We start from the raw sequence: 24,818 nt of genomic DNA, 5'->3' as shown, positions 1-24,818 counted from the left end.
TTATCATATTTTTATTGTATACTTTATAGTTCTGTCCATCAGGTATTATTGTATATACCAAGTTGGTAGAATTTATCAAATTATTATTGTATACTTTATAGTTCTGTCCATCGGGTATTATTGTATATGTCAGTTCGGAAGAATTTATCATATTTTTATTGTATACTTTATAGTTCTGTCCATCAGGTATTATTGTATATGTCAAACTGGTAGAATTTATTGAGCTTTTTTCATAGACTTTAATGTAATTATTATCTGTACTTGTGCTCCCCCCTCCTATATCGTTCTCTTTTTCACAAGAAATAAGACTAAAGGAGATAGATAATGATATGATAAGATATAAGATATTTTTCATTGTTTTATAGTATTTCCATTTATAAATATAGACTTTTAAATTAACAATTGGTTTAATCTGTAATCAAAAATAAAAAACTTTATCTATACCTTAAAAACACTTATGGCAGACAAAACACTTAAATTAAAAATCGACAGTAGCGATGTTGTAGCATTGAAGGACAAGCTGGAAAATGTGGAAATAAAAACCATAAACGTAATTTCGGCTCAGGAAGTATTACAAGGCATACTCACTTCGCCCGAGCCTGTAAAGAACATGGATAAGATTATACCTGCTTACCAAAAGATAGGTACGATTGTAGATGGCATGTCGAAGCTATTGCCCCGCAGCGTAAAAGGATTGCAGGAAGCACAGGTGTCGATACAAACGGGCATAAATAAAGAACTGGAAGGTGCTAAGAAGATAAGCGATGCACATAAAAAAAAGCTGGATGAAATAAAGAAAGAAGAAGCCGCTTTTATAAAATCGGCAAAAGAAAAGGAAAAAGAAGACCTCTCCGTTTTGAACCGTGCGCTCGCTAATGCAAAGAAAAGAGGGGAAGACACCACCGTGCAGGAAGCCCTGATAAGGAAACTATATGAACAAACAGAAGCCGGAATAACAAGGCACATACAGGACAACAACGACAAGCGCGCCCTGATAATACAGGAGTCGATGAATAATATGGCTACTGCCATAGACGACAACTACGCGAAGCAGAAAGCCTCGCTCGAAGCCAGGTACAAACTGGAAACCCTGCTACCGCGCGATTGTATCGCGTGGTAATATATAATTAAAAAGAAAATGATAGATAGTATGAGTCATAATTATAAATTCAAAAATCCGGAGGGTATATATTTCATCTGTTTTGCTGTGGTAAATTGGTTGGATGTATTACCACGCGATACAATCGCGCGGTAGCGGGGAGTAAGAAGATAATTAAACTTTATATATCAAAAAACTATTAGTAAAAGTAGATATAGTATATATAATATCACTTGCAGACGAAGAACCTCCTGAATATATGACATAGCCAGTATCTGTACGTTTAGCATTATAGACTATATCACTTGCAGACGAAGAACCTCCTGAATATATGGCATAGCCAGCATTTGTACGTTTAGCATTATAGACTATATCACTTGCGGATGAAGAACCTCCTGAATATATGACATAGCCTGTATCTGTACGTTTAGCATTATAATGTAATTTAGATGGCGGTGCGGATACAGGACTAGTATAAATATCTTCTTCACAACTATTAAAGCTGAAGCTAAGTAATGAGGCCAATAAAATATATAGATACTTCTTCCCCTGCTACCGCGCGATTGTATCGCGTGGTAATATATAATTAAAAAGAAAATGATAGATAGTATGAGTCGTAATTATAAATTCAAAAATCCGGATGGTATATATTTCATCAGTTTTGCTGTGGTAAATTGGTTGGATGTATTACCACGCGATACAATCGCGCGGCAGCGGGGGGGAAAATAGAAAATTAATAACTTTCCACTTTTTATTTTTGTAGAGTAGGGCATTAATATCTCGTAAATATAATCAGTTTATCTTTTTATAATCAATTGATGAATCTGATTTTTCATTATATATTGTTAGAATACTATTTTTTAAAGTATATCTAAACGACCACCGTATACTATCCGTTCTTTTTTCTAAAATTATGTAGGTATTTTGGGAATAATTAGGATAATAGGTAAGTCTATATTCTCCATGATTTGTTCTATCTATTATTTCTTTTGTGCTTTTTTCATATACATATTCTTTCATTGTATTATTCTTTAAAATCAACACAATAGAATCAATATCAAGAGAAACAGTCCATATTCCTTCAATCTTCTTATTATCCTCATAAATAAAATAATATTTATCCTTAGTTCTATCTATTTCATCATCGATATTTTTATCGCAACTAACTATTCCTATACTGATAATTAATAAAACTACTATGTAAAAATATTTTTTCATAACATTAAAACTTAGTTCTTATAAATATAGACTTTAAAAAAAACAATTGGTTTAAACTGTAATCAAAAATAAAAAACTTTATCTATACTATAAAAACTTATGGCAAAGAAAACGATAAGCATTGATATTGAGATCAATACAAAGAAAGCAGAGGAAGCAGCTTCCAAATTTGGCAAATTTCTGGGAGTAGAAGATACCCTGATTGCAAACTTTTATAAACATTCCGGAAACCTGATAGACAATATAGGGCAGATAGCAACGGCATCGGCAGAAGTAGCCGCGCGCGTGGAGGATGAACAGTATAAGTTTGAGAGGCAGATAAGGTGGTAAAATGAAGAATAATCATACAATGTAATCGCACGGTAACAGGGGGATATTATAAGGATTATTTGTATTGGATGAAGTATTTTGAGTAAGAAGATAATTAAACTTTATATATCAAAAAACTATTAGTAAAAATAGATATAGTATATATAATATCACTTGCAGACGAAGAACCTCCTGAATATATGACATAGCCAGCATCTGTACGTTTAGCATTATAGACTATATCACTTGCAGACGAAGAACCTCCTGAATATATGGCATAGCCAGCATCTGTACGTTTAGCATTATAGACTATATCACTTGCAGACGAAGAACCTCCTGAATATACGGCATAGCCAGCATTTGTACGTTTAGCATTATAGACTATATCACTTGCGGATGAAGAACCTCCTGAATATATGACATAGCCTGTATCTGTACGTTTAGCATTATAATGTAATTTAGATGGTGGTTCGGATACAGGACTAGAATAAATATCTTCTTCACAACTATTAAAGCTGAAGCTAATTAATGAGGCCAATAAAATATATAGATACTTCTTCATGATTTTAGGTATTATTACTTATAAATATAGACTTTTAAATTAACAATTGGTTTAATCCATTATTAAAAATAATAAACTTTATCTATACTATAAAAACTTATGGCAAAGAAAACGATAAACATTGATATTGAGATCAATACAAAGAAAGCAGAGGAAGCAGTTTCCAAGTTTGGCAAATTTCTGGGAGTAGAAGATACCCTGATTGCAAACTTTTATAAACATTCCGGAAACGTGATAGACAATATAGGGCAGATAGCAACGGCATCGGCAGAAGTAGCCGCGCGCGTGGAGGCATTAAATGCTCTGAACCTGAAAGCATTCGGCTCAGTGGAGAAGCTCAACGAAGCGCGCATGCAGGCACTTGTAGCTGAAATAGAAGCCGAAGCAAAAAAAGGAAAGGCGATAGAACAGACAAATGCCTTATACAAAGAGAAAGAACAGTTGCTTATAGAACTGAGCGAAACAGCCAAAAAGAAAGTGGAAAAAGAATATGCCCTGCTAATAGAAGCAGCTAAAAAAACAGGGGCGGACATTACCATTTACGATAAACAGAAAAATGACAGCCTCACCGCCCTCGACAAAAAACTGAAAGAGGATTTGAAGAAAAACAATGAGGAACACATTTCCGCCCAGAAAGCCTTTGTAGACAAAGGGTTGAAAGAGACATCCGAATTGCTGACAAAAAACATTTATCATGGCAAACAAAAACTGGATAAGGATTCGGAAGAAAAGATTAAACGGCAGACAAAAGAAACAGCAGACAAAATAGCGGCTATTAAAAAAATGGCCTTAGATAAGGAAGTTGGAGACGCACGTATCGAGGCTTTGGAGGCAATACATAATGCCAGAATAGCCAAAATAAACGAAGACGCCGCTAAGGTAACAGTCAAGCAAGCCGAAGATACAGCTAAAAAGACCGAAGAAGCGGGAAAGAAAGCCGAAAACTCATTCAAAGGGATTATCAATGTAGGCGAAATGTCGCGCAATATAGAAGACGGCATTAAATATCTGAAGCATTACGATGATGCACTCACTGCTTCTATGGAATACGACATATTGCGTTTCAAGCAATTGGAAGAAACGTATAAGGACGACAAGGAAATACAGAAAACGGTGCTGGAAGAAAAGGCTGCCGTACTGAAAAAATATACCGATGAAAAAATCCGCATTGAAGAAATGATTACCACCGCCGAAAAGAAAGAGCAAGGTTTAAGGCTGGAGCAAATGAAACAATATGCGGAAAAAGGGCAGGAAATAACAAATAGTATAAAAGGGGCTTTGACTCAGACCGCCGACTATTTCGGTTCGACTTTTGGGGCTATTAGTAGTGTGTATAAGGCGGAGATAGATGCGATAGATGAGGATATAAAACATCTTAAAGCTAAGAATGATGGAATTATAAAAGAAGCAGAAAATAGGACTAAAGTTATAACAGATTTAGAAGCAAAATTAAAAGAAGCTACTGAAACTAACAATGGAGAAGCTATACGAAGCTTAACAGAAAAACTTAATGCAGAAAAAAGTGCCGCGGCCGAATCGATAAAAACAAAGCAAGAAACAGAAAAAAAAGAAAGAGAACTAACCGAGAAAAAACTTAAAAAACAAGCCGAACAAGAAAAAATAGAAAAACTAAACCGCAAAGCCACTTTATTAAAAAATATTGGTGAAGGTATCTTTAATGTGGCACAGGGAGTAACAAAGGCTCTATCTTATGGCCCTATTCTCGGCCCTATACTGGCGGCGGTTGTTACCGCAGCAGGAGCTATTCAGGTGGGTATAATGACAAAGCAGCTTGCTAAATTTGCCGATGGCGGATTACTTAATGGCAAACGCCATTCACAAGGCGGTATGCGCATCGAAGGTACAAATATAGAAGTAGAAGGCGGCGAATATGTAATCAATCGTGAATCTACGTCTAAAAATCTCGGCTTGGTACGCTATATAAACTCCCAACGCAAAGAATTGACACCCTCCGATGTAACCGGATTTTTCGCCAGAGCATCACAGGGTTTCGATCTGCCATTTCAACGGGAATTTGCAGCGGGAGGGATGATGCCTGCGCCGTTTTTAGCCCCTAATTTTTCTTCCGACAACGATGCGTTAGTACATGCCATTAAGAACATCCGCATAGAGTCGGGTTCTTCGGGTGACAACGAAGCCCTGATAAATGCTATCAAAGATATCCGTATAGAGCCTAAAGTAGCTGTAACGGATATAATCCGTGCACAGGAAGATGCCGTACAGGTAGATAAATGGTCGGGAAATTGATTAAACATTTATCAAAATAAAAGTAAATTATCTATACAGTGAAAAATAATTAAGAATGACAGGCAACTGTTCGGGTATCTAAATCTTAAATATCTGACTCAAAAAAGAATACGCCCGGAAGATTGTTATACTTTCGGACGTATTTGTTAATTTGTATATGGATGCATGCAAGAGGTAATTACCCTCTTCCGTTGTAGAGTTACGATTAAAAAAGAAATGTTCTGTTACAGACAAATCATTATACATTTCTGACATATTTCTGTTCTTTAACATTTGTATATAAATAAAATAGTTAATCTATTGTTATTCATATTATATTTGCATGCAATTTAACTAAATACCTGATTAACGATAATGAAGAGTCTGTTCTTCCTGTACACACTATTGTGTCTTACCCTCACTGTATCCGCCTCCATTCCACGTATAAAGGGAAAAGTAGTAGAAGCCGGGAAAAATACACCGATCGATTATGCCGATATAATCCTTATTGAAAAGGGAAAAACAAATCCCGTATTGCATACTCTTCCGGAAACAGACGGAGGCTTCATCCTTTCCGATATCAAGGACGGAGAATATTCGTTATTGGTAAGGGCTGTGGGGTTCGATGTATATACACGCTCCGGTATAGTGCTGAATACATCTGCCTCAGTCTTCAATCTGGGTATTATAGAGATGAAGCCACTGGAACAGGGCTTGGCCGAAGTAGAAATCGTAGCACAGAAAAGACAGGTTATCTATAAACTGGACAAAAAGGTTATAGATGCATCTAACAATCTGCTGGCAAGCGGCGGATCGGCAGTCGATATACTGGAGAACACACCTTCGATACGTGTCGATGCCGAAGGGGAAGTAACATTCAGGGGCAGTAGTGGCTTTGCCGTTTATGTAGATGGCAAACCGAGTGTCTTTAGCGGTTCGCAGGCACTGGAACAAATACCATCGGGACATATAGAAAATATAGAGATAATCACCACTCCGTCGGCCCGCCACGATACAGGTGGCGATGTAGGCATTATCAATATCATCACCAAAAAACATTCACTGCAAGGTTTGAACGGTATGGTAAATCTCACGGGAAGCACCATGCTTTCACGTGGGGTGGATTTTCTTCTCACACAGCAGGAAAAGGCTTCACGCTGGTATGTGGGCGGCGGATGGAATGACAGATTGCGTAAAAGTAAGTTCCGGCAGGAGAAAACCACCATCGTATCCGATGTGACCACCATATCCGATTCGGACGGGCCACGCGAAAGCAATAATTTCGACTATTCGCTGAAGGCCGGATGGATGTACACATTGCCGAAAACCACATTCAATGTGGATGTGCAGGGCGGTTATGGCGGACGTACACGCAAGGGTGACCTCGATTATAAAGAAGAGCAGTCTAAAGCCGGTGTGCCTGTAAGTAGCGGTGACTATATAAGCCATGACGACTACGATCTGCACGAGACTTATTATCAGGGAACCGTCGGCTTTGCGCACAAGTTTAATGATAAGGGGCACGACCTCACGGGGAGTTACTACCTTAAATATGGTGGCGATGCCATGGAATATTTTCAGAGCGACCTGTTCAACTACCAGGGCGAACGTCAGCAGGGGCACAGAGCATGGGAAGACGAACACCGATGGACAATGCGAGGAAACCTCGATTACATATTCCCATACCGCGAAACGGGGCGTATCGAAGGCGGTTATCAATATTTCTCCTATCTCGAAGACGGTGATTACAGCATGCAGTTCTGGAATCCCGAAAAAAAGGAATTTTACTGGCGCGATGATATTTACAATACATTCTATTTCAAATACGGTATACATTCCATCTATGCCATAGTGGCCGACAGTTACCGCAATTTCGATTTCCAGTTGGGGCTTCGCGGCGAACATACCCACCGTGTGCTTCGCAGTTCGAAGGAATGGGCTAACCGTACATATGACAAATTCGAATTTTTCCTGTCGGCACACCTCGGCTACAACCTGCCGGGAGGCGATAAGATACTGGCTTCTTATTCGCGGCGCATCACCCGCCCCGAATTGTTTTTCATGGAGCCGTACATTACATACCGCGACTATTATTCTGCCGAAATAGGCAATCCCGATATCCGTAACGAATACATCAACTCATACGAACTGAACTATAAGAAGAATATTGGTGAACACGCGCTTTCGGCATCAGTATTTCATCGTAGCCGCAAGGATAAGATAGAACGCTTGCGTGTACCGTATGAAGCCGGTGTGACACTGGATTCGATGGCAAACGTAGGGCACGATTATTCGACAGGCCTTGAGATCAGCGCGCAGATACAGGCTACACGCAAGTGGAATATCAACCTGAACGGCAGCTACTATCATTACAAGATAGAGAATGAATATAAGACCGAAAGTGGTGACGAAACCAGTAATAATTACGAGATAACACTCAATAACTCATACGATGCCGGAAAAACCACCCGTGTGCAACTCGATGGCAATTTTGTAGGCCCGTCTGTAACTACACAGGGGAAGACTGATGCTTTCTGGTATGTGAATCTGGCGGTGCGCCAGCAGTTGCTCAGCAGAAAACTGAATGCCACCCTGTCTTTCCGCGATGTGTTCAACTCGGCACGCTATGTTAGTAATATAAATACAGCAAACCTGAAATCGGTGACGCATATAAGACCCAATTATCCGTTAATTACGTTAAGCCTGAGTTATACATTCAATAACTTCAAGGCGAAGGGTTCCCAAAACAAGGAAAATCACGACTTATTTGAAGGAACAAATCATTAATTTATTATTTGTTAAGTGTGTAGTGTCGGTGTAGGATTTCCATGCCGGCACTATTTTTTGTGGGAATATATCAGTGTAATTGTGTCTGCTTGAAAATTTAGGTAAGGAAGGATGCTTAGAGTTAACTGTCTCTAAACATTCTTCCTCGTTTATAATGATTACTGTTTAAATTTCAATTTTTCATATTTTTTATTGATCTCTTTATAGTCAATTAATGGAATTGAGGTGCTTTTCTTACTTGTATTCATATATGTGTGATCTTTAGGCGGATAGTAAAAAGCAGTACTAAATATAACGGAATTGTCTATTAAATTTACATTTTCATATACCTCAAAAATAGGATAGCGATATCCCTTAGCATACCAGCGATATATTGTCATTACCTTGTCTGAATCAATACTTGGCGATATACCATCACTTATCAATTGGCTGTTCTTGGTTCTTATAACATTATTTACAATCCCATCGGGAAATTTTACCGAACCATAGCCATCAGCCTTCATTTCCATATTACCTTGGGTATACCCCCATACTGTACCTGAGTATAGATAGGATGATTTATAATCATATTTATACGAATTATTGTAATAAGTAGGGTATTGAGCTGATATCATCCGGGGATTATAATCTAAAACTACGGATGGGTTTTCATGGCCATAAGCCTGTAGTTGATTGTTCTTTACCTGAAAATAATACATTGTATTATGCTCTGTGCATACGATCAGGCTATTTGGCTCTGTGGTTGCTATATCGAAGTAAGTCCTTCCCAAGATATAACTATTGCTTTGTAGTTCAATGGGAGGTAATGAATATGATACAGTATAATTATCATTTATAATGTTTAGTTTGCTAAAGTCCCATACTACGTTTTCTCCGGCGGGACCCGGATTTACATATTCCACTTGCTTTTTAATGAGTTCGTCTCCTGTACGAAAACCATTATCTAGCAGGTTAAATTGATAAGACTCGTTCGTTACAGGTATTTTTTTTGATTGCTTTATCAGTATTTTTATTGAAACACTACCAGCCGAGATGGTAACTTCGGTACTTCTGTCCGATTGAGATTCATTGTCTAACGGATAGATTACCAATGATTCGTTTTGTATTCCTTCCTTTTTATTTGTTATGCACCAGCTTGCTCCGGATACTACTTTCCACGATGTGTTTGATTCTATATTTATCATTTTGGAACCATCTTTGCTATAAAATTCCAGTACGGGACTAGATACTATCAATGCATAGACCATACCTTCTTGTTTGAGCTTTAATTGCTGGCTTTTACTTCCTGCTTTTACTGTTATAACAGCCTCCTTTACTGTTTCGTCCAGATTTATCTTTATAGTTTTATTGTCCGATCCTTCTGTCGCATCCAATGTACACCAAACAGGAATGTCGGATATAGTCCACAATTCATTTGATTGTATATCGAACGTCTTCTCTTCTCCATCAGCCACAAAGCTGATTTCGCCAACGGAGAGAGTCAACGAAACATTTTTAGGATTTTGTTTTAGTGTTATCTCTTTTACTTTATCACCCGCTTTTATAGTTACTACTGCTTTTCTTTCCGATTCGTTTGGATTAGCAGTTACTTTGACTGTAATCTTCCCACTGCTCTGACCTTGTTGTGTCGAAAATGTACACCAATCAGGTATATCCGAAATAACCCAAGAATCGTTCGAACTGATGGCAAATGATTTTTCGTCTTCATTTGCCGAAAAAGAGAGGATATCTACAGATAAACCGAGTGTTATTTCCTTTTTTTCATCATCAGACGAGCATCCTAATACAAAGATTAGTATTAGTAACAGTGGGAGAATTTTTCTCATGGCATTTATTATTTTTTAGATTAAGATAATTTTGCACAAATGTATAATTATTTTAACAGTTATCTGGTGGTAATTTTGATATTATTCTCCATCCTCTTCAAAAAATCATCCTTTTTTAATCCCGCTTTTATTTCTGGCGAATACAGCATCCTTATCACTGTCTTTTCCTGTTCTGAAATATAATAAGGCACTCCCTGAAAACGCAGCCAGCCGCCGTATGCGCTGTAATGCTGCGGGATGGCCGAACGGCCTATAGTGAGGTAGTATTCATAAAGCATCATCGGGTGTTCAAGTCCCAGCATATGCTCAAATTCATGCATCAGGGTTTGTGTGCCCGATTCACGCCCGTCGTATATATGGGCAAAGTTAATTTCCCATGCATGGTCTATAGCCTCGTTTATGCGGGCTATGCCGTTGACAAATATCGGTTTCTGCCTCGGCTTGTTTGCCGGAGCCGACTTCACATTCTTGTATACGATAACATTTCCGTTATCCGGTACACGTTCTATCCTTAATGGAACTATCAGCGGGCGGAGTAGGGTTATAACGGAATCTACTTCGGCTATAACGTTTTTATCCAGTTTGCCGGTGTCTTCTATTTCCACCCGTATATCTGTATTCCATTTGCGGATACGCTCCCCGGCCCGGTTGAAGGCAATGTCGCAAAACAAATCGAGTTCTTCGTCCGTAAAACCAATTTTACAGAATTTGTCCGCATCAAAATCCTGTATCTTTTCGTCTTCCGACTTTCTGTAGAAATGCGCTGCCGTGCCCCATGCCGTAAGCAAAAGAAGCGAGATAAGAATGATGTATCTGACAATTTTCGAGCGCATTTAATGTGAGTGTAATTTATTGATTTTTTAATCTTTAAACCCAACTTGTTTTTTTTCCTCTTCAGGATAGATGATAATGCGAGGGCGCTTGTTCACATCCGGAATCATCAGTTTACGCTCTGCATCTGTAAATCCCATCTTTTGTGCGAAAGTTTCCACATGAAGTCCCGATCTTATTTCGGACGAATACAGCATTTTTATCACCATCTTTTCTTCCTTCGATATATAGAAAGGTTCCTTCATCATATTTCGTATTTCGTCCTGTGAACGGAAGAATTGTGGGATCACAGATCTGCCTATGGTTACATAATAGGGATATAACTTGATAGGATGGTCCAGCCCCAACGCATGCTGAAATTCATGCATAAGTGTTTGTGAACTAGCATGGCAGCCATCGTAGATCATAGCAAAATTGATACTCCACGAGTAGGAAGATCTGCGGTTTACCTTCGACATCCCGTTCAGGCAGATAGATTGCGGCAACTTATTTGATACCACTTCCGGCACACGCCTGTATACGTGCAGGTTACCACCATTTGTTACACGTTCCATCTTTACCGGGGCTATCAGTGGCGCAAGGATGGCAATGACAGAATCCACCTCGTCTATCGATTGTTGGCTAAGTTCGCCGATATTCTTTATTTCCACCTTTATATCCCTGTCCCATTTGCGTATCCGGGAGTTTTCGAACATGAATGCCACATCGCAGAACAGGCTGAGTTCGTCTTCATTATATCCGGTTTCTCTGAATTTGTCTGCATTGAACCGACGGGTTTCCTTTACTGCGGCATTTTCGTATACGAACGATACCAATCCTGTCGTTGTGGATAGGATAATCAAGGAGAATATGGTATATTTAGCATACTTCACCATGTTTTTCGGTATTATGTAGATTCATATAAATGCGCTGTCAAAAACGTCCGACGCACATCCCCCTTTACTACAAATATATTAATTTATATTTGTTTGATATTATATAGAGTGTTTTTTTGAGGGAATTCCATAAATAAGTAATAAAAAAAGAAGAAAAAGAATCACATTTTTATTAATGGGAAGAAAATGAGTGTGATATGGTGGTATAAAATACGAAGTGTATAAGGATGGATTAGATCTTACATGAATGAGTAGGTGAAATGTATCAAAACATGAATAACTGTCACTGCAGCAAAGAACTGAGCGGGTTATAATCTCATACTTTGTCATTTTTATCTTTTGCAATCCTTTCTGGTACTATTAAATATGAGCTTCTCTGTCCGGGAAAATAGGGGCAAAAATAAAAATGTCAATAAGTATTAATAACGACTATGAAAAAATTAATGATTTTTATTTATCATTTCAGCTTTTTATGCCGGTTTTGTTGAGTTTGTGAGTCATTCGATATCTACAATATCGACTAGCTTTACATCGAGTGCCTGACAAATTTTGTATAGTGTCCCAAGGGTTGGATTAGTGCGTCCTTTCTCTATCCTTATGAGGTTATTATATTCTATATCAAGTTTATCAGCCAAATCCATCATGCTCAAATCTCTACTTTCTCTTATTTCTCTAATCTTCAGACCTACTTTTTTAACTAAAGTTTCTTTATCCATGAATTTCTATCATTAATGATTGTTCATTAAAGAAAATTGATTATGTTTGTATCACAACAATCATATATGATAGTTTATGTTAAACCTTATTTTGTTGAAAATCAGATTTAACACATTATACCTTAATGTTTAACAGATTTATAAAAAGGAGGAAAGTATGAAAACATGAAACCATGGATTACACCCTACGTATGCAAGGATAATGCCCGGATCCACAGTGCATGCATAATCAATTTTTAACGATTTAACGCTTTATTATTAACAAATCTTATTAGAAATTAATGAAAACACATCGACAAATTAATGCCCCGAATTCAGGATTATTATGTAGGTCGTTTTCTTCTTTAGCAGTTGCCACTATAGGATTATTCCTGTTTTATACACCCGATGTGCAGGCTATTGATGAAAATACTGAGAAAAAGACTGTTTCTCATGAAATCGCCCCTTTGCAAAAGGGACAAACTATCACTATAACTGTAACAGACGCAGATGGGCCTCTCATCGGAGCCAATGTAGTGGTAAAAGGTACCACTAACGGAAATATTGCAGATGCAGATGGAAAAGTTATCTTAAATAATGTACCCGACAATGCTGTGCTGGTAATATCATTTGTAGGTTTTATCCCTAAAGAAGTTCCGGTAGGCAATCAGAAAACAATAGATGTAAGACTACTGGAAGATGCCCAGGCTCTCGAAGAAGTTGTGGTGATTGGATACGGTACACTGGATAAAAAGCAAGTAACCAGTGCCGTTACCTCCATTTCGGGAAAAGACCTGATGGTAGGAGTAGGCGGTTCCGATATATCCGCATCCTTACAAGGTAGAATCAGCGGGTTGATCATGAATAATATAGGGAGCGCCAATGCCGGTACAACATTCCAGCTGCGAGGGCTTACTTCTATCAATGCAGGTAAATCGCCACTGATCGTAATTGACGGATTCCCGGGCGGGGATATACGTTCACTTACACAAGACGACATTAAGTCGATAGACGTACTTAAAGATGCCTCTGCCGGAGCTATCTATGGTACACGCGCCACTTCGGGAGTAATATTGATTACAACCAAGAGCGGTTCGAATACCAACGGCAAGGTAAAACTGACCTATAGCAACGAACTTACTAAGAAACAGGCTTACGGGGCTCCTCAGATGCTTACCGGACGAGAATATGCCGAACATGGTATAGGCACGGATTACGGTTCGGATACAAACTGGTGGAATGAAATGATAAATGATGATAACTTCTCTCACAAGCACCATGTGGCTATAGATATGGGAACAGAAAAGGCTCAGGTATATACATCGTTCTTCTATGAAAAAAATCAGGGGATATCTTTGAGCGACGAACGCGAAGATTATGGAGGACGTTTCAATGCCAATTTCAAACTGTTTGACGACTGGCTCGAAGTACGCCCGAATGTAGATTACCGTCAGGCATGGAGAAACAATAATATTCCGGCTTTCCAGCAAGCTATGCGAAACAACCCTACACGTTCGCCTTACGACCCCGAGAGTGAAACCGGGTACAACGTATGGCTCAACGAGTCGCTGGACTATAATGTGGTAGCCGATGCCAGACTGAGCACTTACGAAGGGCTGGACAAATGGTTCAAACCGGAAGTCACCTTCAAACTGAACATAAAGCCTGTTCCGGGCTTGTCTTATTCGCAGACAATAGGTTACGAAAACCGCCAGTGGGAGTATCATTTCTACAGGTCGCGTTACCATCGCTCCGAACTGGAAGAATCGCGCAGGGGTGCTGCATATCTCAATTTCAGTAAGACCGAAAATATTACATCCGAAGGATATGCAAATTATATCAAAGAATTTAACGGAGGGCATGTGCTAAATGCTACTGCCGGTTATTCGTACTTCGAAAACAATGGTGAAGGTTTCAGTATGGAAAACTTCGACTTCGATGTGGACGGTCTCAAGTTCTGGAATATCGGAGTTGGTTCGTACCGCAGTGACGGGAAAGCGAATCTGGCCTCAAGTAAAAATATCACAGAACGCTTGTTTTCGGTGTTCGGACGTGCCAATTATTCTTTTCAGGACAAATACTTGTTGCAGGCGTCTCTTCGTCACGAAGGTTCTTCAAAGTTTGCCGCTGATAATCGCTGGGCAGATTTCTGGTCGGTATCGGCGGGATGGCGTATTTCCGCTGAAAGTTTTATGAAAAGCCTTACATGGCTCAAAGACCTTAAAGTGCGTTTCGGTTATGGAGTAACGGGTAACAACGATTTCAGCTCTTCGTATATGGCCGATATGCTTAGTTCAGATGCTTACTGGATGCTACCTGACGGAACATGGGCATATTCGTTTGGTAAGTCACAGAACGTAAATTCCAAACTGGGATGGGAAGAGAATAAAGAATGGAATATTGGTGTCGATTATTCGATATTCGGAGACCGCTTCTATGGAAAATTTGACTATTATCGCCGTAAGATAGACAATCTGATTTATAACGTGAAAGTTCCTCAGCCGCCTTTTACACAGGGTTCTCAATGGCAAAACATCGGTAGTATGGAAAGTAAAGGCTGGGAATTCGAATTCGGTGGGGATATTATCCGCTCAAAAGATTTCACCTGGACTACCAATATGAATCTCAGCCACAACTCGGGTAAGATACTCAGCTTGTGGGGTAACAATACTTATTACAACGGTAACGGATTCGTTGCTCCGGGCACACCCGGGGATGCTGCACGTATAGAAGAAGGTTCGAAAATCGGTTCATTCTACATCTGGAAATTTGCAGGGTTCGACGACGACGGAAACTTCCTTCTTTACAATAAAAACGGAGAAGTGATACCCGCTGCTCAAAAGACCGAAAATGATAAACAGTATATGGGTAATTACCTGCCTACACTGATCGTTGGCTGGCGTAATACGCTTACATATAAGAATCTGGATCTGGGTATCAGCCTGCGCAGTTGGATAGACTTCGATGTATATAACACCTTAAATATGTATTTCGGTATTCAGGGACGAGGAAATACCAACGTGCTCAAAGACGCTTACGGGAAGTTTGCCCACATTAAGGGAGAAAAACAGATTTGTGACTACTATCTCGAAGACGGTACATTCCTGAAAATCGACGCTATTACATTGGGATATACCCTGCCAATGAAAAAATACACCAAATTCGTTGACCGCATACGTGTTTACGGAACAGTGGGTAATGTTGCTACTATCACAGGCTACAGCGGTATGAATCCCGAAGTGAATATCACCAATTGGGATGGCGGTACGGAGAAGTTCTGGGATGGTAGTTTCTATCCGATGACACGTACATATACTTTTGGTCTTCAAGTGAACTTCTAAGATCGCAGACCTATCTAAGGTTCTGTTATAATCAAATATAACAGGTAGTTAGTCTGAAATAATATATCATTAAAAACTTTCTTCTTAAATACATAGGCAAGAATGAAAAAAAATAAGATAACTAAATTTATATTGTCGGGAGCCCTTTGTCTGCTCACAGTTACATCTTGCGATGTAGATCCGACTTTCTATACACAAGTAGTACCCGAAACGTTCTATACCTCGCAGGAAGCGGTATGGGAACGTTTCAACCGCCCTTTCACTCACTGGCGCTGGTATGTAGCCAATGACGCTCCACGCTGGATGTTGCAGGAACTTGGTACAGACGAATTTTGTCAGCCTACCAGAGGTAGCGACTGGTTCGACGGCGCTAATTATCAGAAATTCCATCACCATGAATATACCGAAGATATGATTTTCGTCGAAACAGGATGGACAAACTTTGCCATGGGAGTAGCCCTTGCCTGGGATGCACTCGAAGACCTCGAAAAAGTAGACTTCGATGCCCTGGGTTTTCCACAGGGAACACGTGAATCGATGCTGAATCAGCAAAAAGCACTGGTAGCATCTTTGTACCTTGACGGGCTCGACTTTTTCGGAGGGGTAGCTCTATATACTACAACCCAGAGTGAGGTGAAGGGGCGTTCGACCGATAAGGAAACGTTCGATTTTATCGAAAACCTGCTCAAAGAAGCCATCCCTAACCTTCCATTAAAAGAAGAACTGGGTGGGCTGGAAAACGGCAGTATCAACAGGGCCGCAGGAGCCGCTCTTCTGGCACGCCTCTACTTCAATGCCAAATCGTATATCGGTACGGAAATGTATGCAGAGGCCGGACAGATATGTCAGGATATTATCAGTGGCGTATACGGCAAATATGAACTGGATGCGGATTGGACAAATATTTTCGGCTTCGATAATGAAACAAGTACCGAAATAATATGGTCGGTACCTAGCCAGAATGCCAAGCTGGAAACAGATGGTATGTACTGGGACCGTATGGTTCCTTACAACTACAGGAACTATCTGGGAGGATTGGAAGGTTCGGGTTCCAACAATGGTATCGGGCTGATTCCGAGCCTCGACCCGCTGGGCAATAAATATCCTTATAAACTGGGCGGTGCTTATTCCAAGTTCCACGATAACGATATACGCAAACAACCATACGTATATGAGAACAATGGCAAATATCGTGGAATGTTTATCGTAGGTAAACTGATTAATCCTACCAATCCCGATTGGGTTTGTACAGGTAGCCGTGAGTATAACGGGCAGATAATAACAGTCGTAGACCAGGTATCGTATTTTGCCAAATTAGGTTCGGCCGAATATCCTACGTTGGCATCACTGCCATCTACTATTGCCACGGCTGAGGAGTCATCCTGCGTACGTGTTACCAAACGCAGTCCTCGTCCAAATCAGAGCGAAAAGAACCGTAAATTTGACCCCGATGTTCCAATTATCCGTTTAGCTGAAATTTATTATACATTGGCTGAATGCAAGATGCGTGCAGGGCAAACAGGAGAAGCGGCACAATTGATTAATACCGTGCGCAAACGCTATTTCGCAAACGGAAACGACCCTGACCCTGTTACGGCTTCCAATCTTGACAAATACCGTATGCTGGACGAATGGTTACGCGAATTTTTGGGCGAAGGCCGCCGCCGCACCGATCTGGTACGCTGGGATGCTTATGTAACAGAAGACTGGTGGGATCATAAAGCGACTAACAATCCAAATCTGAACCGTTTTCCGATACATTACAGCCTGATAGGGGCTAACAACTTACTGGAACAGAATCCGGGATATTAAGAATGAGCAGATTGTTTGGTATATAAATGCCCGTTTACTGTTTAGGTATAGGCTTTAAACAGTAGAATTTGAAAGAGGCTGCCCGAAACGGACAGCCTCTTGTTTGTTTTATATAATATACTTTTTTTTAAGGCAGGTAATATTTAAAAACCACCCCGATAATAATAGCCACAGAAAAACTCGAAAGCGTTCCTATCATTACATATTCTGTCATTTTTATTTCCTGTAACTCTTTCAGGTCGCCATATCTGAATATCGACTTGGCTGCCAGAAGGAATCCGATGGCTTCGAAATTTCCGGTAAATATAAATGTAATTATAAGAAAGCGTTCGATGTAGCCAATCCATTTTCCGGCATCCTGTAGCCCGTTATTTCCTGTTACATTCAATTGGCTGCTCCATTTTTCGGTGAATATGCCGATAAGTATCGAAGAGGGTTGCAGTATGAGGATATATGCTATCAGGACAATCCACATCTTATTGCCCGCAAACAGGCCGGATATATATTCCCATAACGCCCCGAACTGGCCTTCACAGATAAGCCAGAGCAATATCAGAACAATAATGTGTAACAGTTGGTCTATCAGGAATGGTTGCAGTCCATCTTTTTTCCGCTTATACAGGAAATCTATCGCAAAATGGGAGACCAGTATCCCTGCGGGAATATACCAGCTTAACCATGCCCCTGCTATAATGTACGCCGCGATAGCATGTATAAGGCTGTGCATTATATTTGCTTTCAGACTTATCTGTATATCATCACTCTTTTTCCTGTCTACCAGTGATCCGGGCTGAAACAGGAAGTCACAGAGGAAATGTGTGCAAAGTAACCTGAGTAAAATATTGATTTCCATCTTTCTTAAGATTTTTGTTTTTCCAAATCCGATACCTTCCTTCTGAACCGGTTTGCATATTTGATTATATTACCGGCTTTCGCATTTAATAGTAATTTGCTGATAGTCTGTTGCGTTTTTCCTGTTATTTCTGCAAGGTCTTTTTGAGACGTATGTTCCGCCATCATAAGGGGATATACAACCGAAGCCTGTGCCTGTGTCCAGCCGGATACGATGTCATCGGCGAAGGTTGTGCTGACATTCAGTTCATCATTGAAGTCATTGTCAGGTGTAATAATACACATACGACTGTTCTTATCCAGCATATCAAATGCCTGGCCCGACAACCGGAAGGCTTCTCCATCCGATTCCACGACACTGTCTGTTATAAACTCGCCTTTTCCTATGCCTAAGCCCATACGCGCATCCCAGCGGAGATTGGCACCCGAATTCGCTGTCAGGGCAGCCCTTAATGCTATGGCTGTCCATACGGTAGCTTTGGCATTATCGGTAATTATCTGGAAGCTATCGCCCCTGTATATCTCTATTCTGGCATTAGCTATTGCTAAAGTGTTGACATTAGAAATAGTGTTATGCAATATATCCAGTAGCCTGTCCCTGTTTCCGGAACTCAGTATTTCGGTAGAATCTACTATGTCGCCTGTTATTACTCCTATCCAACTCATTGCTCTTATTGTTTTATACAAAGATACTATTTTTTTATTTTACTTACAGCCTTTTTAGGTTGTTTTTTGTTAATACAGTCAATATTGGCTGTTTTTCGTTAATACAGCTTGTTTTGGCTGTTGTTTTGACGTGATAAGAATAAATATTTTTTGTGATTAGATCAAAATGTTAATTTTTTTCATTTACCTGCATTTTTCCCCAATCCGATTATCTATACCCTAAAAAGCAGATAATCTATGAACTTACCTATCTACAACTGTATTATTGACGATAACGAAGACGATGTAACCGGCATCTGTGCCATATCTTTTGTCGATTGTCCGGCCAATGAGGTCGATTTCGTGGCATTGCAAAAAAACAGCGAACATATTCTTCTCAATCGCGATACGAAAAAACGCATACTCACAGGCGTAGTACTGAAACCCGAACAACTGATTTATCGCCACAGTGAAGAACTGGGCGACTATTACATCAAGTTTTCGGCCGAACAAATAGAGAAAATAGCACAGAAAATGATGCGTACCGGTGTGGCGCTCCACAATACCACACACCAGCATCAGACACCGCTCTCGGGCAATTATCTCACCGAACTGTGGATAGTGGCAGACCCGCGGACAGACAAATCAAAAGCATTAGGATTTGAAGACCTTCCCAAAGGGACCTTGATGTGCAGCTACAAGGTCGAGAATGAAAGATACTGGAACACAGAGGTGATGACCGGCCACGTCAAGGGCTTCTCTTTGGAAGGTTTCTTCAATCAACAACCGGATATTTCCAAAATTAAAAATCAAATGAATGTAAACATGAACAAAAAGAGACCGAAACAAACATTACTCGGCCGCATTGCACGCATGTTGCTTGACATCGAAGCCGTAGAAAAGGCGGATGTGACGGCTAGCGGTACGCCTTATGTAGTCTTTGTGCTGGCCGACGGCAAGGAAGCCTATGTGGACGAAGACGGATTTGCCACGCTCGACGGAGAACAGATGCCGGCCGGAGAGCATCAGCTTGCAAATGGCAATTTGCTGGTAATAGACGAGCAGGGACAATTCACAGAGACGCGCGAAGCATCGGAAGACAAAACCAAACCCGAAGAGACGAAAGCTCCGCAAACATTGAAACGCAGTAAGGCACGGCACAAACTAGCCACTTTCGAACCTAAAACAGCCGAAGCACTGAAAGCTAAGATTGCCGAAATGCAGCAAACTATCGACCAGTTGACTAAAACATTGGAAGACGCACAGTCGATGCTCGAATCCACAAAAGGGCAGGTAGAAGAGATGCGCAAAAAAACTCCATCGGCACATCCTGCCGTTCAACTGTCGCACACAACTAAAAATGCCGGGGATATGACTACGGCCGAACGCATGGCAGCAGCTTTGAATCAGACAATAAACAGAAAGAAGTAATTAATTAACAAATTCGAAAATTAGCAGATTCGGAAATGGCGAAAACACATTTGCTAATATGCTAATATTCACATTAACAAATTGAAAATATGGCAAACATGTATGACATCTCATCACTGAATTATCAGCCGTCTACTAATATGGACTGGTTTAATTATTAATGCCAATCAGTAGTTAAAGTAACTATTGTAGTATAATATTGTTCTATTATTTTCTGCTTCACTACGTTTCGCTGAAACGTTCATTTTGGCATTGCCCAAAACGAACCAAAAGGCTAGCGCTCCTGTTGAGTCGCCTACGCTCCTCGATTTTCAATTCCTCGGGTACCCAAAACCGTTTTGCCGTCTGAATCAAACACACGGGCTATCGCCCCGTTTGATTCTACCCCGCCTGCAACGGATTGGGTACCCCGCCTGCGTCACTAATGCGCAAGGGCTGACGCACGTGGGGCTAAAGCCTGAAAAGACACAGTCCTGTCGCCGCATCGCGGTAACGGCCTCGTCCCACAGGCGGGGTCCCCAATCCGCAAAGCGGAGGTGTAGGGCAAAATACGGTAGTTGCTATACCCGGCTGATAATCCGGCTAAATATAATTCCGTATTATTTTGCCCCACCGAAGCTGCGGTTTTGGGGACCCGGGGGATGCAGCCTTGATTTTTTGTTTCGTTTTGCATCAAGGCAAAATGAAAAACAAGCCGGATGGCGCGTTAGAAAAAATAGAACATTAAGTAATGTATTCGGCAACAGGCGTATGGCTTTTGCCGAAGTGATGGATGCCGCCGAGAAACACGGCAAACTACTCATCATATCCACCAATCTCCCGGTAGACGACATCCGCAAACGATACGGCGACCGTGTGCTGGACAGGATAAAATCGACCACAACGCGGATATTGTTTGAAGGGGAAAGCCTTAGGCAGTGAACAGTTAGCAGTCAACAATTCATAACTCATAACTACTATAAATATGAAACTAGGAAACAGCAACGGAAACAACACAGGTAAGAAATACTTTATCCGCGGACGCGACGACCGGGACGAGCCACAACCCGCGCATCGTAAGAAAGCCGACGAGTTTAACGGATGGTTCACCGAGAATCACCAATCTCTGGCCAACTTCCTGATAGGCAAATATGCCTACAACGAGGATGTGTTTTATACCACTTATATGCGCATTAGCGAAAAGATTCTCTATTCGGGCATGATCGTAAAAGACTATAAGGCGTATTTCCACCGGTCTTATTTTACCAACTATATACAGGACAGCGAAAAGGAAAGCCGCTATGTAGCAATACCTGTGCACCATCACCTCGAAGCGCACCATTCCAATCCTCACGAGCATGAGCATATGCAGACGAAACTGGAGGATGATATATTCGATTATGTATATCGCCGCTATGACTTGCGTGAGTTTGAACTTTTCAAAATGTACATAACCCTCAAGCCGGCGGTCAATTACCATACGCTGGCCGCTATCACGCATGTGCAGGCGCATAAGATACAACGCATCGTATCCAGGATTCTGACCGATATACGCAGCAATAAAGTATTGGTGGGCAGGTACAGGGAGGTAAGGTAATTTATTTTTAATTAGCAGATTAGCAAAAATAAAATGAATATATCTATCCGGTAATTTGCTAATCTGCGAATTTGCTAATATACTAATTAAAAGAAGAATGTTTATAATCCGTGAAATCAGAATAACAGGCATCACCCGCCTGAAAGTAAATATAGAGACAGGCGATATCGAAAATATCCGCAACGAATGCGCCCGTACCTATAAAGTGAATAAAAGCAAGGTGAAATTTGTATATGACGAAAAAGATGATATATAAAATTAGGGCAAACGCATCAAAATACCTAAAGTTGTTTTCAGTCTCCTGTAGGGGCGTATTGCATACGCCTAATTGTGATATTTTGTTATGCGGGCGTATGCAATACGCCCCTACAGGCCTTCGATAGAAGTTGAACAATTTGATGCGTTTGCCCTAATATAAAATAGCAGGGGCGAACACACTCATTCGCCCCTGCTTATAATATAACCGGATATGCCTATGTCATTTTACCGTGTATTTATACCATTATATTGAGCCTGTTTGATAGCCCATGCCAAAGCATTTGCCATAAGACGGGCATTTTCCACGTTTCCTCCTGTCCATCCGGTGCGTGTCATAGGTTTGAAACTGGTATCGATAGCAAGGGGATATGTAGAAGCTGATCCTCCTGCGCCTGCGCCTGTAGCTCCATTATGGTTAGCTGCAAATCCACCCTCACTGATGAAAAGGAGATTATACCTTTTGTGTCTCAGTATCATTGGTGTGCCACTGCTATTTCTGGATAAGACAACGATCTCATCATCGTCGGGCAAACCTTGCGCGCCGGATGCACCATAACTGTCATTACCCCATAAGAGACCGCGTATATCGCCAAACGGGCCATTAACAATCTCGTCATTTACAAAATTCAGCGTCATCACATTCGTTGTTGTCCAGTCTGCCGTAATTGTATAGCCCGGATACAGAGCTTCAAAAAAGGCTTTCACCATTGCCTGACGCTCACATACAAAGATAAGTACCCCGCCTTTTTTCAAATAGTCGACCAGATTGGTGGCCATTGCTGATTTATCGGTAACATCAAGGTCAAACCCTGTAATGACGATATCAGGTTTAGTATCCAGATAACTCTTAACTGTAGCAGTATTATAGGCGGAAGATCCGCTCACAACGTTGTAAGGATAAAATGTTTGGGAAGATGAATAAGGTACTATTTTAACAGTACTGCTTTCCGTATTTCCAAAATTAACAGAAGCGTCCATCATCTTTCTCAGCCCCGACCCCGACTGGCCCAGATATCCCGCTGTATTCTCATAGTATCCGAACGCAAACACCGATTTTGTAGGGTAGCTGACTACCACAGTAGCTTTACAGGTAGAAACATCCGATGAACTGTTGGATGTGATCGTCATCACCTTATTCTCCACGCTGGTGGGTGTGCCGTAGCCCTGCAATTTCACAGTCTGGCTGGCAGTGTTCAGCATTCCTGACCCTTTGAAATAAATACCGTCCACGGTGTTTGTCTCTATCACATAAGTAGCCCCATATGGCGCTGTTACATTCAATGTCACTTCTATATAATTTTCATCCGGGTCCAGTTCCTTGTTTAACTGATACACACCTCTCACTTTGGTTGCGCTACAAGACATATAGTAAACAGGCTTCACCGAGGAGTCTTCCACCTTTATGTATAACGGGTCGCAGGCGTCCATCGCCTTGTTGTTGAATGTCACTTTTATCTGATCACCGTTTCCTCCGGTCGGTGTATAGTCCAGAGGTGTCCCTGCACCGGGTATGGAAACGAAGTAATAACCGGGAGTTAAGAAAACGCCCGAAGCCGTGAAATAATAACCGTTGTCCGGATCGGGCATTGCTGTTATAGTATATGCTCCGGCCTTTGTCACATGCAATGGTATTGTCATATAATTCCCTGCATTTAAGGATACGTCGTTTTTATATATTCCGAAGAATTTCAGGGAATCGCAATTGCCAAGAGTTGCGATAGCATTGCCCATCTTGGACTGGAAGCAGTTCCACTGTTCTCCGTCCCATTGGTTAAGCCCCTGACAGAGTTCCTTGTCGTCATCTTCTACAAGATTGTACACGATAAGTCCTGTATGCGCCTTATCCAATGTCAGCTTATTAGCTGTATAATCGGTGCTGGGGCCGGAAGCAGGATTGTCAGGATCTGCGAGGAACATCGGGTAAAGTTCCTTTTTCTCCGAAAGAGTTACACGGGGGAGTGCCAGCCCTTTGCGGGCATTCAGTGTACTGTCAGTTACATTGTCCTTGTCTTTTAGTTGCAGCAAGGCTCCTGAGAGTGGCTCTTCATTTGTGCCTACGGTTACCTGTGCAGGCAGGGCCATACTTATACTTAATATTGCTATCAGCAATATCAGTATTTTAAAAATAGCTCCATTTCGATGTTTTTGTCTAAAGTTTGCTTGAATCATGTAGTTTTTCGTTTTAGTTCAAAAAAAATAAATTACTTGTCTTTGTCTGTTATAATTTGTCATTCATCATCTCTTCTGTAATCATCATTGCGCAAAAGTTTCAATACCCCATATCCCTGCCCGATACTTTCCCAAGCCGCGACCAGGAGCGAGGGAGAAAAGATTTTTCCTAAAGACAACAAGAATCTCCCTATCTGTGAGGTATTGAAGCTTTTGCTTAAGATGAGTGTATGTTATAGTCCCCAAAATGGCCCGGCAGGACATGAAAATATTCGCATCTGCGAA

At 40.8% G+C, this 24,818-nt stretch carries 21 protein-coding genes; 11 read left to right on the top strand and 10 right to left on the bottom strand.

All coding sequences use genetic code 11. The annotated features are described in order from the left end of the window. Nucleotides 1–355: hypothetical protein (locus IR083_RS01510; RefSeq protein WP_194222974.1), on the bottom strand; the 355-nt coding region annotated here is incomplete at its 3' end. 102 nt (nt 356–457) lie between these two features. Here IR083_RS01510 and IR083_RS01505 point away from each other — a divergent pair. Both IR083_RS01505 and IR083_RS24745 read left to right on the top strand, forming a co-directional pair. Next, a complete protein-coding gene (locus IR083_RS01505) occupies nt 458–1,120 on the top strand; it encodes a hypothetical protein (protein ID WP_194222973.1) in 663 nt (220 codons plus the stop codon). Between the two features lie 576 nt (nt 1,121–1,696). Then, on the top strand, nt 1,697–1,828 hold the full coding sequence (locus IR083_RS24745; protein WP_262893142.1) for a hypothetical protein: 132 nt from the start codon (nt 1,697–1,699) through the stop codon (nt 1,826–1,828). 63 nt (nt 1,829–1,891) lie between these two features. Here IR083_RS24745 and IR083_RS01495 read toward each other — a convergent pair whose 3' ends face one another. Beyond that, a complete protein-coding gene (locus IR083_RS01495; protein ID WP_194222972.1) occupies nt 1,892–2,317 on the bottom strand; it encodes a hypothetical protein in 426 nt (141 codons plus the stop codon). Between the two features lie 99 nt (nt 2,318–2,416). Here IR083_RS01495 and IR083_RS01490 point away from each other — a divergent pair, with 99 nt between their 5' ends. Further along, nucleotides 2,417–2,647 carry a hypothetical protein gene (locus tag IR083_RS01490; protein ID WP_194222971.1) on the top strand — a complete coding sequence of 77 codons (231 nt, stop codon included), beginning with the start codon at nt 2,417–2,419 and terminating at the stop codon, nt 2,645–2,647. A gap of 94 nt (nt 2,648–2,741) precedes the next feature. On the opposite strand, the gene IR083_RS01485 is transcribed toward IR083_RS01490, so the two are convergent. Further along, complete coding sequence (locus IR083_RS01485) at nt 2,742–3,188, bottom strand: hypothetical protein (RefSeq protein WP_194222970.1); 447 nt, start codon at nt 3,186–3,188, stop codon at nt 2,742–2,744. A gap of 99 nt (nt 3,189–3,287) precedes the next feature. Between IR083_RS01485 and IR083_RS01480 the strand changes: the two genes are divergently transcribed. Both IR083_RS01480 and IR083_RS01475 read left to right on the top strand, forming a co-directional pair. After that, entirely contained in the window at nt 3,288–5,456 is a 2,169-nt protein-coding gene (locus IR083_RS01480) for a hypothetical protein (RefSeq protein ID WP_194222969.1), read from the top strand. A gap of 354 nt (nt 5,457–5,810) precedes the next feature. Continuing rightward, complete coding sequence (locus tag IR083_RS01475; RefSeq protein WP_194222968.1) at nt 5,811–8,222, top strand: outer membrane beta-barrel family protein; 2,412 nt, start codon at nt 5,811–5,813, stop codon at nt 8,220–8,222. Between the two features lie 158 nt (nt 8,223–8,380). On the opposite strand, the gene IR083_RS01470 is transcribed toward IR083_RS01475, so the two are convergent. The 4 genes from IR083_RS01470 to IR083_RS01455 form a co-directional block, all read right to left on the bottom strand. After that, nucleotides 8,381–10,048 carry a BACON domain-containing protein gene (locus IR083_RS01470; RefSeq protein WP_194222967.1) on the bottom strand — a complete coding sequence of 556 codons (1,668 nt, stop codon included), beginning with the start codon at nt 10,046–10,048 and terminating at the stop codon, nt 8,381–8,383. A gap of 59 nt (nt 10,049–10,107) precedes the next feature. Further along, nucleotides 10,108–10,881 carry a hypothetical protein gene (locus IR083_RS01465; RefSeq protein ID WP_194222966.1) on the bottom strand — a complete coding sequence of 258 codons (774 nt, stop codon included), beginning with the start codon at nt 10,879–10,881 and terminating at the stop codon, nt 10,108–10,110. Nucleotides 10,882–10,908: 27 nt separating this feature from the next. Further along, nucleotides 10,909–11,754 (bottom strand): hypothetical protein, encoded by an 846-nt coding sequence (locus tag IR083_RS01460; protein ID WP_194222965.1) that lies wholly within the window; start codon nt 11,752–11,754, stop codon nt 10,909–10,911. Between the two features lie 497 nt (nt 11,755–12,251). Further along, the gene (locus tag IR083_RS01455; RefSeq protein WP_006798007.1) at nt 12,252–12,470 is read right to left on the bottom strand and encodes a helix-turn-helix transcriptional regulator; all 219 of its coding nucleotides are present in this window, start codon (nt 12,468–12,470) and stop codon (nt 12,252–12,254) included. Nucleotides 12,471–12,751: 281 nt separating this feature from the next. On the opposite strand from IR083_RS01455, the gene IR083_RS01450 reads away from it, so the two are divergent. After that, nucleotides 12,752–15,790 (top strand): SusC/RagA family TonB-linked outer membrane protein, encoded by a 3,039-nt coding sequence (locus IR083_RS01450; RefSeq protein ID WP_194222964.1) that lies wholly within the window; start codon nt 12,752–12,754, stop codon nt 15,788–15,790. A 102-nt stretch (nt 15,791–15,892) separates the two neighbouring features. Next, nucleotides 15,893–17,602: a RagB/SusD family nutrient uptake outer membrane protein gene (locus tag IR083_RS01445; protein WP_194222963.1), complete on the top strand. Its 1,710-nt coding sequence runs from the start codon at nt 15,893–15,895 to the stop codon at nt 17,600–17,602. A gap of 127 nt (nt 17,603–17,729) precedes the next feature. Here the strand turns inward: IR083_RS01445 and IR083_RS01440 are convergent, their stop codons facing one another. Then, nucleotides 17,730–18,455 (bottom strand): DUF3307 domain-containing protein, encoded by a 726-nt coding sequence (locus tag IR083_RS01440; RefSeq protein WP_194222962.1) that lies wholly within the window; start codon nt 18,453–18,455, stop codon nt 17,730–17,732. Between the two features lie 5 nt (nt 18,456–18,460). Next, nucleotides 18,461–19,120, bottom strand: a complete 660-nt coding sequence (locus tag IR083_RS01435) for a helix-turn-helix domain-containing protein (RefSeq protein WP_194222961.1) — start codon at nt 19,118–19,120, stop codon at nt 18,461–18,463. A 237-nt stretch (nt 19,121–19,357) separates the two neighbouring features. Here IR083_RS01435 and IR083_RS01430 point away from each other — a divergent pair, with 237 nt between their 5' ends. From IR083_RS01430 to IR083_RS01415, 4 genes are all read left to right on the top strand, one after another. Then, nucleotides 19,358–20,530 carry an XkdF-like putative serine protease domain-containing protein gene (locus IR083_RS01430; protein ID WP_006798012.1) on the top strand — a complete coding sequence of 391 codons (1,173 nt, stop codon included), beginning with the start codon at nt 19,358–19,360 and terminating at the stop codon, nt 20,528–20,530. A gap of 246 nt (nt 20,531–20,776) precedes the next feature. Next, entirely contained in the window at nt 20,777–21,451 is a 675-nt protein-coding gene (locus tag IR083_RS01425; RefSeq protein WP_194222960.1) for a hypothetical protein, read from the top strand. 43 nt (nt 21,452–21,494) lie between these two features. Further along, the gene (locus IR083_RS01420; protein WP_006798013.1) at nt 21,495–22,106 is read left to right on the top strand and encodes a hypothetical protein; all 612 of its coding nucleotides are present in this window, start codon (nt 21,495–21,497) and stop codon (nt 22,104–22,106) included. A gap of 97 nt (nt 22,107–22,203) precedes the next feature. Then, nucleotides 22,204–22,362, top strand: a complete 159-nt coding sequence (locus tag IR083_RS01415; RefSeq protein ID WP_006798014.1) for a hypothetical protein — start codon at nt 22,204–22,206, stop codon at nt 22,360–22,362. A gap of 227 nt (nt 22,363–22,589) precedes the next feature. Here IR083_RS01415 and IR083_RS01410 read toward each other — a convergent pair whose 3' ends face one another. Then, nucleotides 22,590–24,533, bottom strand: coding sequence for a hypothetical protein (locus tag IR083_RS01410; protein WP_006798015.1), 1,944 nt, complete (start codon nt 24,531–24,533; stop codon nt 22,590–22,592). Nucleotides 24,534–24,818 lie beyond the last annotated feature (285 nt).

It is taken from the genome of Dysgonomonas sp. GY75, from assembly GCF_015234155.1.
GTDB lineage: Bacteria > Bacteroidota > Bacteroidia > Bacteroidales > Dysgonomonadaceae > Dysgonomonas > Dysgonomonas gadei.
This window is presented reverse-complemented; position numbering and strand designations above follow the sequence as displayed.

Excerpts from the sequence above, each read along its gene's own strand:
- IR083_RS01475 (WP_194222968.1), top strand. The coding sequence starts at position 5,811 with ATGAAGAGTCTGTTCTTCCTGTACACACTATTGTGTCTTACCCTCACT.
- IR083_RS01505 (WP_194222973.1), top strand. The coding sequence starts at position 458 with ATGGCAGACAAAACACTTAAATTAAAAATCGACAGTAGCGATGTTGTA.
- IR083_RS01420 (WP_006798013.1), top strand. The coding sequence starts at position 21,495 with ATGAAACTAGGAAACAGCAACGGAAACAACACAGGTAAGAAATACTTT.
- IR083_RS01415 (WP_006798014.1), top strand. The coding sequence starts at position 22,204 with ATGTTTATAATCCGTGAAATCAGAATAACAGGCATCACCCGCCTGAAA.
- IR083_RS01435 (WP_194222961.1), bottom strand. The coding sequence starts at position 19,120 with ATGAGTTGGATAGGAGTAATAACAGGCGACATAGTAGATTCTACCGAA.
- IR083_RS24745 (WP_262893142.1), top strand. The coding sequence starts at position 1,697 with ATGATAGATAGTATGAGTCGTAATTATAAATTCAAAAATCCGGATGGT.
- IR083_RS01480 (WP_194222969.1), top strand. The coding sequence starts at position 3,288 with ATGGCAAAGAAAACGATAAACATTGATATTGAGATCAATACAAAGAAA.
- IR083_RS01465 (WP_194222966.1), bottom strand. The coding sequence starts at position 10,881 with ATGCGCTCGAAAATTGTCAGATACATCATTCTTATCTCGCTTCTTTTG.
- IR083_RS01495 (WP_194222972.1), bottom strand. The coding sequence starts at position 2,317 with ATGAAAAAATATTTTTACATAGTAGTTTTATTAATTATCAGTATAGGA.
- IR083_RS01485 (WP_194222970.1), bottom strand. The coding sequence starts at position 3,188 with ATGAAGAAGTATCTATATATTTTATTGGCCTCATTAATTAGCTTCAGC.
- IR083_RS01440 (WP_194222962.1), bottom strand. The coding sequence starts at position 18,455 with ATGGAAATCAATATTTTACTCAGGTTACTTTGCACACATTTCCTCTGT.
- IR083_RS01430 (WP_006798012.1), top strand. The coding sequence starts at position 19,358 with ATGAACTTACCTATCTACAACTGTATTATTGACGATAACGAAGACGAT.
- IR083_RS01410 (WP_006798015.1), bottom strand. The coding sequence starts at position 24,533 with ATGATTCAAGCAAACTTTAGACAAAAACATCGAAATGGAGCTATTTTT.
- IR083_RS01490 (WP_194222971.1), top strand. The coding sequence starts at position 2,417 with ATGGCAAAGAAAACGATAAGCATTGATATTGAGATCAATACAAAGAAA.
- IR083_RS01470 (WP_194222967.1), bottom strand. The coding sequence starts at position 10,048 with ATGAGAAAAATTCTCCCACTGTTACTAATACTAATCTTTGTATTAGGA.
- IR083_RS01450 (WP_194222964.1), top strand. The coding sequence starts at position 12,752 with ATGAAAACACATCGACAAATTAATGCCCCGAATTCAGGATTATTATGT.
- IR083_RS01460 (WP_194222965.1), bottom strand. The coding sequence starts at position 11,754 with ATGGTGAAGTATGCTAAATATACCATATTCTCCTTGATTATCCTATCC.
- IR083_RS01445 (WP_194222963.1), top strand. The coding sequence starts at position 15,893 with ATGAAAAAAAATAAGATAACTAAATTTATATTGTCGGGAGCCCTTTGT.
- IR083_RS01455 (WP_006798007.1), bottom strand. The coding sequence starts at position 12,470 with ATGGATAAAGAAACTTTAGTTAAAAAAGTAGGTCTGAAGATTAGAGAA.